Origin of the sequence: Amycolatopsis ultiminotia, from assembly GCF_039536925.1 — a bacterium.
Lineage (GTDB): Bacteria > Actinomycetota > Actinomycetes > Mycobacteriales > Pseudonocardiaceae > Amycolatopsis > Amycolatopsis ultiminotia.
On sequence record NZ_BAAAZN010000005.1, the window covers coordinates 437,903 to 454,537 of the forward strand.

11 protein-coding genes and 1 pseudogene are annotated in these 16,635 nt (G+C 70.0%); 8 read left to right on the forward strand and 4 right to left on the reverse strand.

Going from position 1 to position 16,635, the window contains the following annotated elements:
- Positions 1-3: 3 nt before the first annotated feature.
- Both ABD793_RS14730 and ABD793_RS14735 read right to left on the reverse strand, forming a co-directional pair.
- Complete coding sequence (locus ABD793_RS14730; RefSeq protein ID WP_344859966.1) at positions 4-996, reverse strand: glutathione S-transferase family protein; 993 nt, start codon at positions 994-996, stop codon at positions 4-6.
- Positions 993-1,478, reverse strand: a complete 486-nt coding sequence (locus ABD793_RS14735) for a MarR family winged helix-turn-helix transcriptional regulator (RefSeq protein ID WP_344859968.1) — start codon at positions 1,476-1,478, stop codon at positions 993-995. The genes ABD793_RS14730 and ABD793_RS14735 overlap by 4 nt, the downstream gene beginning before the upstream one ends.
- 102 nt (positions 1,479-1,580) lie before the next feature.
- Between ABD793_RS14735 and ABD793_RS14740 the strand changes: the two genes are divergently transcribed.
- The 3 genes from ABD793_RS14740 (at position 1,581) to ABD793_RS14750 (ending at position 7,008) form a co-directional block, all read left to right on the forward strand.
- A complete protein-coding gene (locus ABD793_RS14740; RefSeq protein WP_344859970.1) occupies positions 1,581-2,138 on the forward strand; it encodes a YceI family protein in 558 nt (185 codons plus the stop codon).
- 988 nt (positions 2,139-3,126) lie between these two features.
- Complete coding sequence (locus tag ABD793_RS14745; RefSeq protein WP_344859972.1) at positions 3,127-4,527, forward strand: sugar porter family MFS transporter; 1,401 nt, start codon at positions 3,127-3,129, stop codon at positions 4,525-4,527.
- Positions 4,528-6,612: 2,085 nt separating this feature from the next.
- Positions 6,613-7,008 (forward strand): DUF742 domain-containing protein, encoded by a 396-nt coding sequence (locus ABD793_RS14750; RefSeq protein WP_344859974.1) that lies wholly within the window; start codon positions 6,613-6,615, stop codon positions 7,006-7,008.
- Positions 7,009-8,203: 1,195 nt separating this feature from the next.
- Here ABD793_RS14750 and dinB read toward each other — a convergent pair.
- Both dinB and ABD793_RS14760 read right to left on the reverse strand, forming a co-directional pair.
- Positions 8,204-9,271: pseudogene (gene dinB, locus ABD793_RS14755) on the reverse strand (DNA polymerase IV); the annotation flags it as partial.
- Positions 9,272-9,347: 76 nt separating this feature from the next.
- Complete coding sequence (locus ABD793_RS14760; protein ID WP_344859976.1) at positions 9,348-11,027, reverse strand: protein kinase domain-containing protein; 1,680 nt, start codon at positions 11,025-11,027, stop codon at positions 9,348-9,350.
- 134 nt (positions 11,028-11,161) lie between these two features.
- On the opposite strand from ABD793_RS14760, the gene ABD793_RS14765 reads away from it, so the two are divergent.
- The 5 genes from ABD793_RS14765 (at position 11,162) to ABD793_RS14785 (ending at position 16,609) form a co-directional block, all read left to right on the forward strand.
- A complete protein-coding gene (locus tag ABD793_RS14765) occupies positions 11,162-12,394 on the forward strand; it encodes an MFS transporter (RefSeq protein ID WP_344859978.1) in 1,233 nt (410 codons plus the stop codon).
- Between the two features lie 780 nt (positions 12,395-13,174).
- The gene (locus ABD793_RS14770) at positions 13,175-14,461 is read left to right on the forward strand and encodes a GGDEF domain-containing protein (protein ID WP_344859980.1); all 1,287 of its coding nucleotides are present in this window, start codon (positions 13,175-13,177) and stop codon (positions 14,459-14,461) included.
- Positions 14,462-14,560: 99 nt separating this feature from the next.
- A complete protein-coding gene (locus ABD793_RS14775; protein ID WP_344859982.1) occupies positions 14,561-15,361 on the forward strand; it encodes a heavy metal-binding domain-containing protein in 801 nt (266 codons plus the stop codon).
- A 10-nt stretch (positions 15,362-15,371) separates the two neighbouring features.
- A complete protein-coding gene (locus ABD793_RS14780; protein ID WP_344859984.1) occupies positions 15,372-16,187 on the forward strand; it encodes a heavy metal-binding domain-containing protein in 816 nt (271 codons plus the stop codon).
- The gene (locus ABD793_RS14785) at positions 16,187-16,609 is read left to right on the forward strand and encodes a hypothetical protein (protein ID WP_344859986.1); all 423 of its coding nucleotides are present in this window, start codon (positions 16,187-16,189) and stop codon (positions 16,607-16,609) included. The genes ABD793_RS14780 and ABD793_RS14785 overlap by 1 nt, the downstream gene beginning before the upstream one ends.
- Positions 16,610-16,635 lie beyond the last annotated feature (26 nt).

A 16,635-nucleotide genomic window follows, 5' to 3' on the forward strand; every position in this document is an offset into this window, starting at 1 on the left:
GGATCAGGCCTCCGGCAGCCCGGGTACCCGCTCGCCCTCCGGCGGCGGACCGGGCGGGATGCCGTCGCCGAAGGGCCGGCCACCCAGCTCCTCCCGGCCGTGCGAGGTGAGCCAGCCGGACAGGTACGGACCGAGTGGCACGATCCCGCTCGGGTTCAGCTGCCGGTGCACCACGTAGTAGTGCTCCTTGATCTGCGCGAAGTCGATGGTGTCACCGAATCCCGGCGTCTGGAACAGATCCCGGGCGTAGGCCCACAGCACCGGCATCTCCTCGAGCTTCTGCCGGTTGCACTTGAAGTGGCCGTGGTAGACCGCGTCGAACCGGACCAGCGTGGTGAACAGCCGGACGTCGGCCTCGGTGATCGTGTCGCCGACCAGGTAACGCTGCCCGGCGAGCCGCTGCGACAGCCAGTCGAGCCGATCGAACAGCGCACGGTAGGCCTGTTCGTAAGCCTCCTGCGAACTGGCGAACCCGGCCTGGTACACGCCGTTGTTCACGTCGCGGAAAACCTTCTCCGCCACGTCGTCGATTTCCGCGCGCAACGGTTCCGGATACAGATCGGGAGCGCCTTCGCGGTGGTGGGCCCGCCATTCGAGGGAAAGATCGAGGGTGATCTGCTTGAAGTCGTTGGTCACGACCTGACCGCTCGGCACATCCACCATCGCGGGCACGGTGATCCCCCGCGGGTACTCCGGATCGCGCGCGAAGAACGCCTGCTGCAGCCGTTCGATACCGAGCACCGGGTCGCGGCCGCCGGGGTCGAGGTCGAACGTCCAGCTGCGCTCGTCGTGCGTCGGTCCGCAGATGCCCATGGACAGCACGTCCTCGAGCCCGAGCAGCCGTCGCACGATCGAAGCTCGGTTGGCCCACGGACAGGCGCGGGCGATCACGAGCCGATAGCGGCCGGGTTCCACCGGCCAGCCGTCGCGGCCGTCGGCGGTGATCCGGTCGGCGAGGTAGTTCATGTCGCGCCGGTAGGTGCCCTTGTCGGTCATGCGCTCTGCTTTCGTCGACGTGCTTCGGGCTGTTCGAGCGCGGCGGCCAGCCGGGCGAGGATCGGCCCCGCGGCCTCGACCTCCTCCGGCAAGAGGTGGTCGAACAGGTAGGTGCGCACCCGATCGAGATGCCCAGGGTAGGCGGCGGCGAGCTTCGCGTGCCCCTCGTCGGTGAGCGTGGCGTGCGCGGCCCGCCGGTCCTGCGGGCACTTGACCTTGCGCACCAGGCCACGGCGTTCCAGGCTTTCCACCACCCGGCTGATCCGGCTGAGCGACAGTGCGGTGACCTTCGCCAGGTCGGTCAGCCGCAGCCGTTCCGCTGCCGCCTCGGACAGCGAGACCAGCACCGTGTAGTCGGTCATCGAAATGCCGTTGTCCTGCTCGAACTGGTCCTCGATCGCGCGGGGCAGCACCGTGATGATCCGGGCCAGCGGCCGCCACACAGCCTGTTCTGCACTCGTCAGCGGGGCTCGGTTCAGCACATGGGGGAGTCTAACGCAACACTTGCTCGCGCAATCAGTTCTGGTGGGCTACAGTCTTGGTTGAACCCTCAATCAACAAGCGCGACCCCCGAAGGAACAGACATGACCAGCGCGACGACCTACCCCCACCTCACCGGCGAGTACACGATCGACGGCACGCACAGCCGCATCGGGTTCGTCGCCAGGCACGCCATGGTCACGAAGGTCCGCGGCTCCTTCAACGAGTTCGACGGCAGCTTCACCGTGAACGGCGACGACCCGGCGAAGTCCAGCGCCACGGTCACCATCCAGACCAAGAGCATCGACACCCGCAACGCCGACCGCGACGGTCACCTGCGGACCAACGACTTCCTCTCCACCGACGAGCACCCAACCATCACCTTCACCTCCACCGACGTCACCCAGACCGGCGACGACACCTTCGACGTGACCGGCGAGCTGACCATCAAGGGCATCACCAAATCGGTGACCATCCCGTTCGAGTTCGGCGGTTCGGCGAAGGACCCGTACGGCAACGACCGCGTGGGCTTCGACGGCTCGACCGCAGTCAACCGCAGCGACTTCGGCGTCACCTTCAACGCACCGCTGGAAACCGGCGGCGTGCTGGTCTCGGACAAGATCACCCTCGAGTTCGAGATCTCCGCGATCAAGAACGCCTGAGCCCCATCATTTCGAAGCGGACTCCGTGGCACCGCCACGGGGTCCGCTTTTTCGGTGCGCCCGCCTTCTCTTGCGCCACTGCGGCGTCGGCCATGACGTGTTGGCATCGAAGGCAGTGAACTCATGTCCCGCCACAGCCGCAGTGACTCGCCGTCGATTCACCGGAACCGACCCCCGACTTGACTTGCCGACGTTGCCACCTTCACCACGAGAAGCCCGGCGGAGCACCAGGTGATCACCGCCCTACCGTCGCCGCGGCGCAGTGCATCCGCCCATTGAGGCCCCCGGAGCGGCATCGAAACCCCTCTCGCCCGCACTCCGGCTTGCCACTCGCAGCCACTTCCACCCGGCAGCAGCCCTTCCGTCCCAGCGACAACCACTTCCGCGCCCCCTCCCGCCCGGCGGCAGCCCTTCCGGCCCACCGCAGCCTCTCCCACCCCGCGGCAGGCACTTCCGCCCCGCGGCAGCCTCTCCACCCGGCGGCAGCCCTTCCTCCCCACCGCAGCCTCTCCACCCGGCGGCAGCCCTTCCGCCCCACCGCAGCCTCTCCCACCCGGCGGCAGCCCTTCCGCCCCGCGGCAGCCGCACGACGGGACCCACCGCACGCGGTTCCCGATTGGACAGAAACCCGACAACCTGTCGCTGACCTGGGCAAACTCCCTACCCCTCTGTACACGTATGTGAATACTAGTCACGTGACTGAATAGTTATCAGCCCGCGTCTTGCTCGCCGGAAGGTGGCGTGTGACTGTGTACGGCGAAGTTCGTTCCGAACGCGCCGACGCACCGCGCCGGCACCGTCGGCAGCGAGGAAAGGCGTTGCGCAGCAGGGGAACCAGCCGTTTCACCGTGCTCCGCGGAGAACCTCGGCCCGCGGCGGCACGAGGAAACCACGGCCATCCACGACCCCCATCGCCCGGCCCGGACGGAGCTGGTCTCCCCCAGCGAACTCCGACCGGACGGCCCCTCCGGAAAGAGACGGCTCGGCAATGACACAGACAGCCGCAGCGCGGCGGCCCATCAACAGGACCACGCTGTACTTCTTCGGTGCCCTTGGCGGCATCCTGTTCGGGTACGACCTCGGGGTCATCTCCGGGGTGCTGCCGTTCATCGGGAAGGTCTGGAACCTGACCGGGTGGGACAAGGGCGTGATCACCGCCAGCATCTCGGTCGGCGCGGTCGTCGGCGCGATCTTCTCGGGCCGGCTCAACGAGGCACTCGGCAGGCGGCGCACGATCATGGCGGCCGCGGTGATCGTCATCGTGGGCACGGTCGCGGCCACCTTCTCGCCGTCGTTCGGCCTGCTGATCGTGTCCCGGCTGGTGATCGGTGTCGGCATCGGGTTCTCGTCGTCGACCGTGCCGACGTACCTGTCCGAGCTGGCCCCGGCGCGGCTGCGCGGGGCGATGGGCTCGCTGAACCAGATCTTCATCGTGCTGGGCATCCTGATTGCGTTCCTGGTGAGCTACGGACTCGGCTCGTCGGAGAACTGGCGCGCGATGTTCGCCGGCGCGATCGTGCCTGCTGCGATCCTGTTCGTGGGCCTGATGTTCCTGCCGGAGACGCCGCGCTGGCTGATCGCGAACGGGCAGGAGGAGCAGGCCCGTTCGGTACTGGTGAGCTCGCACGGTTCCGCGGTCGACGTGGACGAGGAGATCAGCACCATCCGCGAGGTCATCCGGCTGGACACGGAATCGGCGAAGACCCGCTTCCGCGATCTGGTGACCCCGATGGTGCGGCCGATGCTCGTGGTCGCGCTGCTGCTCGCGATGGGCCAGCAGTTCAGCGGCGTGAACGCGGTGAACGCGTACTTCCCGACCATGCTGATCGGGCTCGGTTTCGCCACCCAGGCGGCACTGCTGTCCGGGGTGCTGCTGGGCGTCACGAAATTCCTGTTCACCGCGTGGGTGGTGTTCGTGGTGGACCGCTGGGGCCGCAAACCGCTGCTGCTCATCGGCAACGTGATCATGGTGCTCACGCTGATCGGGGCCGGTTTCGTGGTGGTCGGGGTGGAGGACACCGCGACCAAGGGCATCCTGATGCTGATCGCCATGGTGCTGTACTTGGTCGGCTACGAACTCGGCTGGGGCGCCGTGGTGTGGGTGATGATGTCGGAGGTGTTCCCGCTCAAGGTCCGCGCCGCGGGCATGGGCGTCAGCAGCGTGGTCCTGTGGGCCGCGACCGGCATCATCAGCGCCGTGTTCCCGATCATCTCGGACCCGGGAGCCCTGGGCATCGGCGGCTCGATGTTCCTCTTCGCAGGCATCAACGTCATCCTGTTCGCCCTGACAAAGTGGCTGGTCCCGGAAACAAAGGGCCGCAGCCTGGAACAAATCGAACTGGACCTCCGAGGCCGCCACCACGCCAAGTCCGGCGCAGAGGCCGCCTGAACCCTCCAGCCCACCCCTGGCCGGCCTTCCGGCTCTGCTCGCCAGGCTGGCCTTCCGGCTCTGCTCGCCTGGCCGGCCTTCCGGCTCTGCTCGCCTGGCCGGCCTTCCGGCTCTGCTCGCCAGGCTGGCCCTCCGGCTCTGCTCGCCTGGCCGGCCCTCCGGCTCTGCTCGCCTGGCCGGCCTTCCGGCTCTGCCCCGGCCTGGCGGCCCTGGCCTGGCCGGTCTGGCCGGTTCCGGCGCTCCGGCCAGTCTGGCTGATCAGGCGGACTGGCCGCTCTGCCGGTCCCGCCGCTCTGCCGGTCCCGCCGCTCTGCCGGTCCCGCCGCTCTACCGGTCTGGCCGACCTGGCTGGCCTTCCGGCCCTGGTCTAGCCGGTCTGGCCCGGTCTGGCCGGTCCCGGCGCTCTGGCTGGCCTGGCCGTTCTGCCGGGCCTGCCCTGGCCCGGCGGTCTGGCCGCTCTGCCGCTCTGCCGCTCTGGCGGAGTGGCGGAGTGGCCGGAGTGGCGGACTGGCGGACTGGCGGACTGGCGGACTGGCCGGAGTGAACCATCAGGCCGGTCTGGCTGGTCCCGTCGATCCGGCCTGTCCCGTCGATCCAGCCGGCTCGGTTGTGGTCCGGGAAGCTGTCCGGGCACCGGGCGGCTTTCCGGCATCACCGTCGATCCCGCATCGACGTTCACCGAACGACTCTCCGGCGCACACCCACCTTTGCCAGATCGCAGCCCGCCTTACCGACACCTCGCAGGCTGGCGAGATCGCAACCCGCCTCGTCGCGTAGCCCAGCCGTGGCGCTGTACTCGCGGCTTGCCCGCGCTGGCCGACGGCCTGCACCGTGGGCCGGCGGGTACGGCCGGAACAGCCAAACCCTCCCGCCCCGGCTCGGCGGCCGTCCACTGCAGCAGACTCGAGCACGGCTCGGGGCCTGGCCACGTCCACCGGGTTCGGCCACGGTCCACCAGGGCCTTGGCAACGGTTGGCTTGACCACGGTCCATCAGACTGTGCCGGTTCGGCAGTCCGGGCCACCGTCGGCCAGATCTGTGCCCGGTTCGACGGATCCGGGTACAGCTCGCCAGGTCGGGAGCCGGTTCGGCGAGCCTGTGCGGGTTCGGCGGGTTCGGCGGGTTCGGCGGGTTCGGGGCGATCGGTGCCCTGGGTTCCCGATCCGCCCCGGGGGTCTGGGCGTTTGCGGGCACTTCCCGTCCACTTCGGACGAATCCCGACGGACGGCCCTTGGCACCACCCTGCGCACGATGTTGTACTTCGACCCAGGACGTGAGGAGGTGCGGCATGCCCGAGCCGGAGTTCCCCGGCGCGCCGCCCCCACCGCCGCGCTCGGGCCGGCATCGCCTGCCCGACGCCGGGCAGTCAAAGGCGGACACACCGGACGCCCGCGACGCCGAACCGGCCACCCCGCCGCACTCGCGCATACCGGATGATCCGCTCACCGGCACGCCGGCAACCGACCCGGACCGCGGGGCATCCGCGCCCACCCCATCCGGCGGACTACCGAAGCGACCACTCCCGTCGACGCAAAACGACCCGCCAAGCACCCCAACCCGACCGGATACCGGCGAACCGCGCGACGCCCCTTGGCCCGCCGAGCACATCAAGCCACGCAGAAGCCCACCGCGCGCCGACAACACCGAACCACCCCACCTCGGAAACCCTCCACAACCTTCCGCACCGCGCCAAGCGGACATCGAGCCACGCAACACCCCACCGCACCACGAGGCCCGGCCCGGCACTGCGCGTCGCCACAACAGCGTCGAACCACCCACCACACCACCGCGCCGCGAAAGCCCTCCGCGACCAGATGCACCGCCTCCCAACGACAACGCCGGACCACCTGGCACCGCACGCCGTGACGAAAACCGTCCCCGGTCAGACATTGCGCCTCGCCACGACAACGCTGAACCACCCGCCATCCCACTACGTCACGAAGACCCTCCGCGGTCCGGTGCGGTTTGGGCCGGTGACGGCGGTGGGTCTCTGGGGGCCCCGTGGAGTGCCGAAGGCGGTGCGCCGACGGGCGGACGGTGGAACGTCGGCTCGGGTGCTGCGGGCTACGGAGCGGCGGCGGGACCGTTGGCCGGGAACGGCGAAGCACCCGAGCGCGGGCGGGCAGGCGAAGGCGGGCAACCTGTGCCATTACGCGCCGCCGCGGCGGAACAGGGGAAAGGGCAGCCGCGCCTGGAACACGAACTCGCGCTCGAGATGCTGGTCTCGGCCACCGAACTCGGGCGGAGGCTGCATCGGTTGTTGCGAACGCCGTACGACCGAGCCTGTGCGTTGTGCGCAGAAGCCATTGCCGTCGCCGAACTGGCCGCACGGCTGGATTTGACCGTCGGCACCACGCGCGCGCTCGTCGGCGAGCTGATCGATGACCAGCTCGTCGAAGCGCACCCGCCCATCGGCGGCTACCCGCCGCAAGCACGGCGGGACGCGCTCGACCGGGTCTTTTCCCGTCTGCACGACCTCTGAATCGCAAGCACGCCACGACGGCCGATGTCCGGCGCCCACCACGGTGCGGCACACGTCCGAGCATCAGCGGTCAATCCGGCAGCATCGGCATCTCCAATCCGGGTTCGTGGTGTAGCAGGACAGCCCTGGTCACCGCAGCGGCACCGAAACGATCCCGGACGGTGTCCACCGCAACGTCCAGCGGATCGGCCGACGGAGAACGAGCCACTCCGACCGGTCCATCAGGCGCACGAGGCAAGACCGCACCAGAAGAACCCGCCGACGGCCGCGACCCCGCCACGAAAGACAAACCCGACGACGCTGCCGCACCAGACGAACCGGCCGACACCCGCGACGCGGCACCGGACGAACCGGTCGCAGACCCCCCGGACGAGCCGGACGACGACGGCAAAGCCGCACCCCCCGACCCCCGCTCCGCGGCACCAGACAGACCCACCGACGACCGCGGCACTGCCACGCCGGCCAAGCCCACCGACGGCGACGGCACTGACACACCAGACGGATCCGCCGACCGCCGCTCTGCCGCTCCGGGCGAACCCATCGGCTGCCGCTCCGCCACATCGGACGAACCCAGCGACCGCCCCTCCGCCGCACCAGACGAACCCATCGGCTGCCCCTCCGCCGCACCGGGCGGACCCACCGGCTGCCGCTCCGCCGCGCTGGGCGAACCTGCTGAGGGCAGGGACAGACTCGTCCCAGCCGAACCCGTCGGCGGCGTGGGTGTGGGCATGGGCGTCGGAGCGGAGATTGTGCTGCGCGTCGGCGGCGTCGGTGCCGACCCCGGTGGAGAGGTACTGCCGCGCATCGTTGGCACCGGTGCCAACCCCGGTGCGGAGGTACTGCCGCCCATCAACGGCACCAGCGGAGACGTGCTGCCACCCATCGGCGACACCGGTGCCAACCCCGGTGCGGAGGTACTGCCGCGCATCAACGGCACCGGCAGAGACGTACTGCCGCCCATCGGCGGCACCGGTGCCAACCCCGGTGCGGAGGTACTGCCGCGCATCAACGGCACCGGCAGAGACGTACTGCCGCGCGTCGGCGGCACCGGCGGAGAGGCACTGCCGCCCCGCGGCGGCAACGGTGTCGGCGTCGGTGGGGAGGTTGGGCTGGGCGTGGGTGGTGTGGGCGGGCCAGGTGTACCGGGCGGTGTCGGGGCGGTGGGCGAGTTCGGTGGGGCTGTGGGGAAGGCCGTGTCGAATGGGAGGGGCAGCTGGATTGCGCTCGGGCTGTCCAGGTTGGCGAAGGACAAACCCAGCAGGGTCAGGCCTCGGTCGTGCACTGTGGACTGTGCGGCGGACAGCAATCCGCGCGCGACGGTGAGCAGGGTTTCGGTGTGGTCCGTGCTTTCCGGGAGGGTTCGGGACCGCGTGGCGCGGGTGTAGTCGGCGAAACGCAGGCGCAGCACGATGGTCCGGCACACCCGTGACGCCGCGCGCAGCCGGCGGGCCAGACTGTCCACAATAGACACCATGATCTCGTCCAGTTCGGCAGGTGAACGACGGCGGCGGCCGAGTGCGCGTTGCGAGCCCAGCGATCGACGGCGCCTGCCGGGCCGGACCGCGCGGGGGTCCCGGCCGTTGGCGAGTGCGTGCAGGTGCCTGCCTGCGCCGGGACCCAGCAACGACACGAGATCCACCTCCGGCAGCAGCGCCACCTGCCCCGCGGTGCGGATGCCCCGGTGCCGCAGCTTCGCCGACGTCACCCTGCCCACGCCCCACAACCGCTCCACCGGCAACGGATGCAGGAACTCCAGCTCCCGCTCGGGCGGCACCACCAGCAGCCCGTCCGGTTTCGCCACACCGCTGGCCACCTTCGCCAGGAACTTCGTGCGCGCCACCCCCACCGTGATCGGCAACCCGACCTGCGCCAGCACGTCCGCACGCAGCCGGGTGGCGATCTCCGACGGCCGTCCCGCGATCCGCCGCAGACCGCCGACGTCGAGGAACGCCTCATCGATGGACACCCCCTCGACCACGGGCGTGGTCCGCCGGAACACCTCGAACACCGCCTTGCTCGCCGCGCTGTACACCGACATCCGCGGCGAAACCACCACCGCGTGCGGGCACAGCCGCCGTGCCTGCACGCCACCCATCGCCGTGCGCACGCCCAGCGCCTTGGCCTCGTAACTCGCGGCGAGCACCACGCCGCCGCCGACGATCACCGGCCTGCCACGCAGCCGGGGATCGTCGCGCTGCTCGACCGACGCGTAGAACGCGTCGAGGTCGGCATGCAGGATCGGTCCTTCGGTCGTCACGAACACATGTTCGCATCGAACACCGACAAAACCGGGCACTGTGTCACCCGAACGGTCTAATACCCGGTCAGGCGAGCCGTGCTCAGTTCTCCACGTCGATCAGCCACGCACCATTCCGCTGCACCATCACGTAGCTGTGGTGCTCGGTGGTCGAGCCGCCGTTGGCGCGGTGGTAGGTGATCTGGGCGCTGACCGTGCGGTCGCCGGTGACCTTGACGTCGTTCGCGGACACCGAGCTGAACCGGTCCCACCACGAGCGGTAGGAGTCGAAGGATTGCTTGTGCTGCGCGCGGAACCCGTCGCTGAGCATGCTCCAGCTCTGCGGAAGATCGCCGGGGATGAGCGAGAAGTAGGTGCGCAGAGCCGAACTCATCGCCTCGGGCGAGGAATCCGCGGAGCTCGTGGCACTCGTCGGACGGGACGACGGCGGCGGCGAGGAAGAACTGTTCGGCGAGGACGCCGGCACCGAGGCGGCCGGCGCGGACGAGGGAGCACCGGCGACCGGGTTCTGCTGCTTGTCGTTGCGGGTGAGCACGACGGTCAGGATCACGGCGACCACCACGATCACCGCGCCGACACCGGCGAAGAGCGCTCCGCGGCGTCTTCGGCCGGAGGGTGGCGAGCCGGCCGCGGCCCCGGAGCCGGGGGCGCCGGTTCCGGCGGTATCCGAAGCGGCGGGGGCATCCGAAGCAACCGAACCCGAGGCGGCAGCGCCGGACGCGGCGGAACCCGAACCCGCACCACCGCCGACGACGCCGACACCACCCGCAGCACCCGCGTCCGAACCGGCCACCGCCGAACCACCCGGCGCAGCAGCACCGGCGCCCGCCACACCGAAGCCCGCGCCCTCTCCCGAAACGCCGGCGGCCGGCGACCGAAACGGGGCCGGTGGCGCGGTTTCCGGCAGCGTCGGGGGTTCGGGGACCGTGACGACCGGAGTGACGCCGCCGTCGAGGAGGCGCAGTTCGGCCACGACCTCGGCCATCGACGGCCGGTCCGCCGGTTTGAGTTCGAGCAGTTTCAGCAGCAGCGGCTCGAGCTTGCCCGCCTGCTTCGGCGGAGTGATCGATCCGCTGGAAACCCGGTACAGCAGTGCGATCGCGTTGTCCGCGGTGCCGAACGGCGGGGTGCCCTCCACCGCCATGTAGAGCGTGGCGCCGAGGGCGAACACGTCGGAGGCGAAGGTGCCCTCCTCGCCGCGCGCGACCTCCGGGGCGAGAAACGCAGGGGTGCCGGAGATTTCACCGGTCGCGGTGAGTGTGACGTCGCCCATCGCGCGGGAGATGCCGAAGTCGGTGACCTTGACCGTGCCGTCGTCGCCGAGCAGCACGTTGCCCGGTTTGACGTCGCGGTGCACCACCCCCGCCCGGTGCGCGGCGGTCAGCACACCGGCCAGCTGCACCGCGATCGGGATCACCTCGTCGACGGTCAGCGGCCCGTCCTCGTGCAGCTTCACCGACAGGCTGCGCGAGGGCAGGTACTCCATGATCAGCCACGGCCGGTCCTCGTACTCGACCACGTTGAACACCGAGATGGCGTTGGGGTGCTGCAGCCGTGCCGCGATGCGTGCCTCCCGCATCGCGCGGTTCTTGGCCTCCTCGACCTTGTCCTCACCCTGGTTCACCGGCATGAGGAGTTCCTTCACCGCGACGACCCGGCCGAGGATCTTGTCCTCACCGCGCCAGACCATCCCCATGGCACCGCTGCCGACGAGTTCGACGAGCTCGTAGCGCCCGGCGACCTGCCGGCTCTCCTCGGTCAACGGAAAACCCCTCGATGCGACGATTCACGGACGGCGACCTCCCAGTTTTCCACGAACCGGCCATGGCGTGTCCGACGACCCACCCCGGTTCGCGGGGGTTGCTCCGAGTGGCCGCGCCAGGACAGTCTGAGCGCATGACCACGACGGCCCCGTCCTTCCGGAACGTCTTCGGTGTCGGGGAATTCCGGGCGTTGTGGGTGGCGCACGTGCTGTCGGTCGCCGGTGATCAGCTGGCGAGGGTGGCGCTCACGGTGCTGGTCTTCGACCGCACCGAATCGGCGGGCTGGGCCGCCGGGACGTACGCACTGACCTATCTGCCGGATCTGCTCGGCGGGGCGCTCGGCGGTCTGGCGGACCGGTTTCCGCGGCGTGCGGTGCTCGTGGTGGCGGACGTGCTGCGCGCGCTGCTCGTCGCGGTGATGGCGGTGCCCGGTCTGCCGTGGCCGATCGCCGCAGGACTGCTCGCGGTGGTGCAGCTGGCGGCCGGGCCGTTCCAAGCCGCGCGACAGGCGGTGCTGCCGGACCTGCTCGGCGAGGAGAAACTGCCGACCGGACAGGCGATCCTGTCGTCGACCTACCAGGTGGCGCTCGTGGTCGGTTTCGGTGCCGGCGCGGCCGTGGTGACGTGGCTGGGCGTGGCCGGCGCGCTGTGGGTGGACGCGGCGACCTTCGCCGTTTCGGCGATCGCGCTGCGCTGGGGCCTGCAGCGGTATCCGGTCACGTCGGTCACCGAACGCGTGCCGCAGTGGGCTTCGCTGGTGGCCGGGTGCCGGCTCGTGGTCAGGGACGGGAAGCTGCGGTCGTTGCTGGCGATCGCCTGCTGCTGCGGGTTCTACGTGGTGCCGGAAGGACTGGCGGTGCCGGTGGCCGCGCAGCTCGGCGGCACCGGCGCGCTCGGCTGGCTGCTGGTCGCCAACCCGGTCGGGACGGTGCTGGGCGCACTGCTGATCAGCAGGCTGCCGCGGACGTGGCAGCTGCGCTGGCTCGGCCCGCTCGCGGTGGCCAGCAGCCTGGTGTTGCTGCCGACCGGATGGACGCCTGCGTTGCCGGTGATCGTCGCGCTGTGGACGGTCTCCGGAGCGTGTTCCGCGCACGACCTCATCACGCAGGTGCAGTACAGCCTGGCCGCGCCCGCCGGACAACGCGGCCAGGTGATCGGCGTGGCGATCGCCGCCCTGCGCGCGGCACAGGGCATCGGCATCATCGCCGCGGGTGCCCTCACGCAGGTGTTCGCACCGACGTCGGTGGTCGCGATCGCCGCGATCGCGGGCGCCGGCTGCGCCGCGGTGGCCGGTACCGCGTGGGCCCGCGCGGCGCAGCCCCGCCGAAGTCCCCTCGACGGGGCCACCCCGCCTCCGGCGCAGTGAATCACGGGGCTGTTCGGTTCAGGTCCAGTTGTTGTCACGCACGCCTTTCACCTCCTCGACGGCACATCTGCGGACGGGGGACCGGTCAGCGGGTCCAGTTGTTGTCGCGCATCGGTTCGCACCTCCTCTCCGGCAGCGCACCTCGTCACACCGACTCAGCAGGTCCAGTTGTTGTCGCGCACCACCACTCACCTCCCCTCTCACACCGCACTCGGCCAACCCCGCTCAACGCGTCCAGTTGTTGTCCCGCACCGGTCCGCACCTCCTCTCCCGGCTCACTCGACCAACCCCGCTCAACGCGTCCAGTTGTTGTCGCGCATCGGTTCGCACCTCCTCTCCCGGCTCAAACGGGCTCGATTTCAGAACGTCCAGTTGTTGTCCCGCACCGTGGACACCTCCTCTCACCTGGGAAGACCGGAGTCTCGACCTCGGGTCAAGACTCGGGTTGCGGACCGGTTACGGCCGGAGTGTCCAGTTGTTGTCGCGCACGGTTGTCCCCTCCTTTCCGCTCGACTCCACTACCGGGTGATAGCTCATCGCAATAATCACCGACAGTGGTAACAGCGCCGGTCGCGAGTGCGCCGCCGGACGGTCCGATGTGCTGCTCGGTCACAGGTTCGGGGCGACTTGTCATCACTCACAGTGGCCACCTCCCCGTATCGCCGGCCGGTCGCTGGGCCGTCCGGGCGAAATTGCCCCGGGGGTCCCAGAGTCCGGGCGACGGGCCGCATCCGACGCGCCTCGTCGTTTACGGTAGAAGCCAACCGGGTGAGGTGAAGAGTGCGCGGACGATTTGCCGGGTGGCTGGCGGGCTGGCGGCTGTGGCGATTGCCCTCTCCGGTACGCACTTATGTACTGCTCGTGAACGTGCTGGCAGTCGGCGCGTCGGTGAGCACCGCGTGGCTGGTGCCGGTCAGCCGGACCGATCTCCTGCGCTTCGGGGTGCTCGCGGTGTGCGCAGCCGCCGCGATCGAGGCGACCCGTCACATCGAACGGCAGCGCGAGTACAACCGCGCACCCGCAGTCGCCTACGTCGACACCAAAGCCGTCTGGAGCATTGCCGCGGTGGTCGCCCTCCCGGCGGTGCTGGCCACGGCGATGGTCGTGTTCACCTACGCCGTCGCCTGGTGGCGGATCTGGCCTCGCGAACGGCCGGTGCTGGCACACCGCTGGATCTTCTCCGCGGCTTCCGTGCTGTGCGGTACGCAGGCGGCGGTCGCGGTGCTCGCGCTCGGCATGCACCAGTACCCCGGGATTCTCGCGCCCGGTTTCCTGCCGGGGCTGAGCGACCTCGCGGTGATCGTGTTCGCCGCGGGCCTGCGCTGGGCGATCAACACCGCGCTGGTGATGGCCGCGATCGCGCTGTCCAACCCGCCGCAGTCGTTCTCGGACCTGTTCTCCGGTTTCGGCGACCAGCTGCTGGAGGCGGGCGCGATCGGGCTCGGCATGGTCACCGCCGCGCTGCTGGTGCTGGCCAACCCGCTGGTGCTGGCCGGGGTGGTGATCGCGCTCGTGGCACTGCACCGCGGTCTGCTGCTGAGCCAGTTCCAGCGCGACGCACGCACCGACGTCACCACCGGGCTGGCCACGAAACGCTGGTGGCGCACCGTTGCCGAGCAGTACCTGGAACGCGCCCGCGCCGGTCAGGGCACGGTCGGCGTACTGCTGCTCGACCTCGACCACTTCAAGACGATCAACGACACCTACGGCCACCCGACCGGCGATCTGGTGCTGCGCGAGATCGCCATCGCACTGCGTGGGCAGGTGCGCGACGAGGACGTGTGCGGACGGTGGGGCGGCGAGGAATTCGCGATCGTGCTGCCGAACGTGCCCAGCGAGGAGCACCTCGGCCAGCTCGCCGACCGCATCCGCTGCCGGGTCCCGGAGGTGACCGTCTCGCTGCCGGACCGCGATTCGGTGATCAGCGACCTCACCGTGTCCATCGGCTGCGCGCTCTACCCCGCCGACCACCTCTCCAGCGTCGACGAACTGCTGGTCGCCTCGGACAGCGCGCTGTACCGGGCGAAGCAGGCCGGCCGCAACCGGGTCGAAGTCGCCACTCGCTGATCCGGGTTTTTCCGGGCAAACCCCCCGCGACCGCCACTTCCGGACCGACCGGCCGTGCCGCTCGTGCCACGATGGGGACAGCGAAGCGAGGAGGTCCGGGTGCCCGAATGGGATGGCCAGGGGCTGCCGCCGGTCGCGCAGGCCAGGGTGCAGCGGTACGCGGCATCCGGGCCGTGGACTTCGCTGCTGAGCGTGCCCGGCGCGGTCGGTGCCGAGGCCGCCGGGTTCCGGCCCTCCGGCGAGGTGATGGGGTGCGTGGTCCAGCGCGTCGGCTGGTCGGCCACGCTCGCCGTGACCGCATTGCAGCAGATCACGATGCGTGCCGAATTCCTGCGCGAGGGCTACCGCGCCACGCTGGAGAGGCTGCGCAGGGAGGCGCAGGCGATCGGTGCCGACGGCGTGATCGGCATCGCGCTCTCGGTCACCCCGCTCGACGAGACGATGCACGAGTTCGTCGCGCTCGGCACCGCGGTGCGAGCCGAATCGAAGCAACGTCCTGGATTCGTGTTCACCACCGAACTGTCCGGACCGGACGTGAGCAAGCTCGTGCAGGCAGGCTGGGTGCCCGCGACCGTGGTCACCGGCTTCGGCGCGCGTGCCGTGGTCGACTACAACATGCAGTACCAGACCACGGTGTGGTCGGGGAACACCGAAGTCGACGCGCACACCGAGCTCGTCACCGCGGTGCGATCGGCCGCGCGAACCGAGTTCGGCCGGGCCGTGCGCGAGTCCGGCGCGGACGGCGCGATCGTGTCCCGGATGACGCTGGACTCCTGGCAGCTCGGCGAAGTCGGGGTCGCCGGGGTGGCGAGCGTGTTCGGCACGGCCGTCGCGCGATTCCACACCGGAGCGGCCGCGCCGAGCGCCGCATTGACCATCCTGCCGCTGGATCGACCGTGAAGGAGACGCCGTGAGCACCGAGCCCGCCGCGCCGCACATTCCCGAGGACGCCATGCGCCGGCTCGCCGAAATGCGGCCAGGACAGGCGACCAGCCTGTTCACCTCGGATTTGAGCGTCAACGAATTCCTGCTCGTGCGCGAGGCCGGGTTCCGCCCGCTCGGGCTCGTGCTCGGCTCCAGCATCTACCACGTCGGCTTCCAGATGGGCCGGTGGAGCAAGAACCAGGAGCTGGACCGGCTTTCCCAGGCGATGTACCACGCACGTGAGCTGGCCATGTCCAGGATGGAGGCCGAGGCCGATCTGCTCGGCGCGGACGGGATCGTCGCGGTGCGGCTGGAAATCGAGTTCAAGGAGTTCGGCAACGACCTCGCCGAGTTCGTCGCGGTGGGTACTGCGGTGAAGGCCGACGAACCGGGGGAATGGCGCAACAACACCGGAAAGCCGTTCACCAGCGACCTTTCCGGGCAGGACTTCTGGACGCTCGTGCAGGCCGGGTACGCGCCGCTGGGCATGGTGATGGGTTCCTGCGTCTACCACATCGCGCACCAGCGGTTCCGGCAGGCGCTCGGCAACATCGGCCAGAACGTGGAGATCCCGCAGTACACCGAGGCGCTCTACGACGCGCGGGAGCTGGCCATGTCGCGGATGCAGGCGGAGGCCGAACAGCTGCACGCGGAGGGCATCGTCGGGGTGCAGCTGCTTTCGCTGCCGCACCGCTGGGGCGGGCACACCACGGAGTTCTTCGCCATCGGCACCGCGGTGAAACCACTGCGCGCCGACCACCACATCACCAAGCCGCAGCTCGTGCTGCCGCTCACCGACTGATGGCAGGCTCCGAGCTGAGCGGACCGGCGGGTGAGTTCCACCTGCTGCTCGCCGCGCTGCGCGCAGACCGCGCCGACGTCGCCTCTTACAGCCGCGTGCTGTCCGAGACGCTCGGCGACGCGTTGCCCCCGGGCATGGTCGAGGTCGAGCGCCGTCGCAGCTTCGCCGACCGCGTCGCCGGACGGGCCGGGCAGCCGGTCGAGGTACGCGTTTCTGCGCCGCAACAACAACTCGTGCTCACCGCCACCGGCAGCGGCGATATTGCCTGCGAAGTCCGCCAAGTGGTGCGCGGTGTGGTGATCAGCCGCCGCAGCACCGAGTTGGAGGAATGGCTCACCGTGCTCACCAACGAACTGCAAGCGCTGGCCGGCCGTGACGCAAAGGCGCGCGACGCCCTGTCCCGGCTGCTCGACGGTTCCTGACCGGAGGATTGCGGCCAACGCAACGT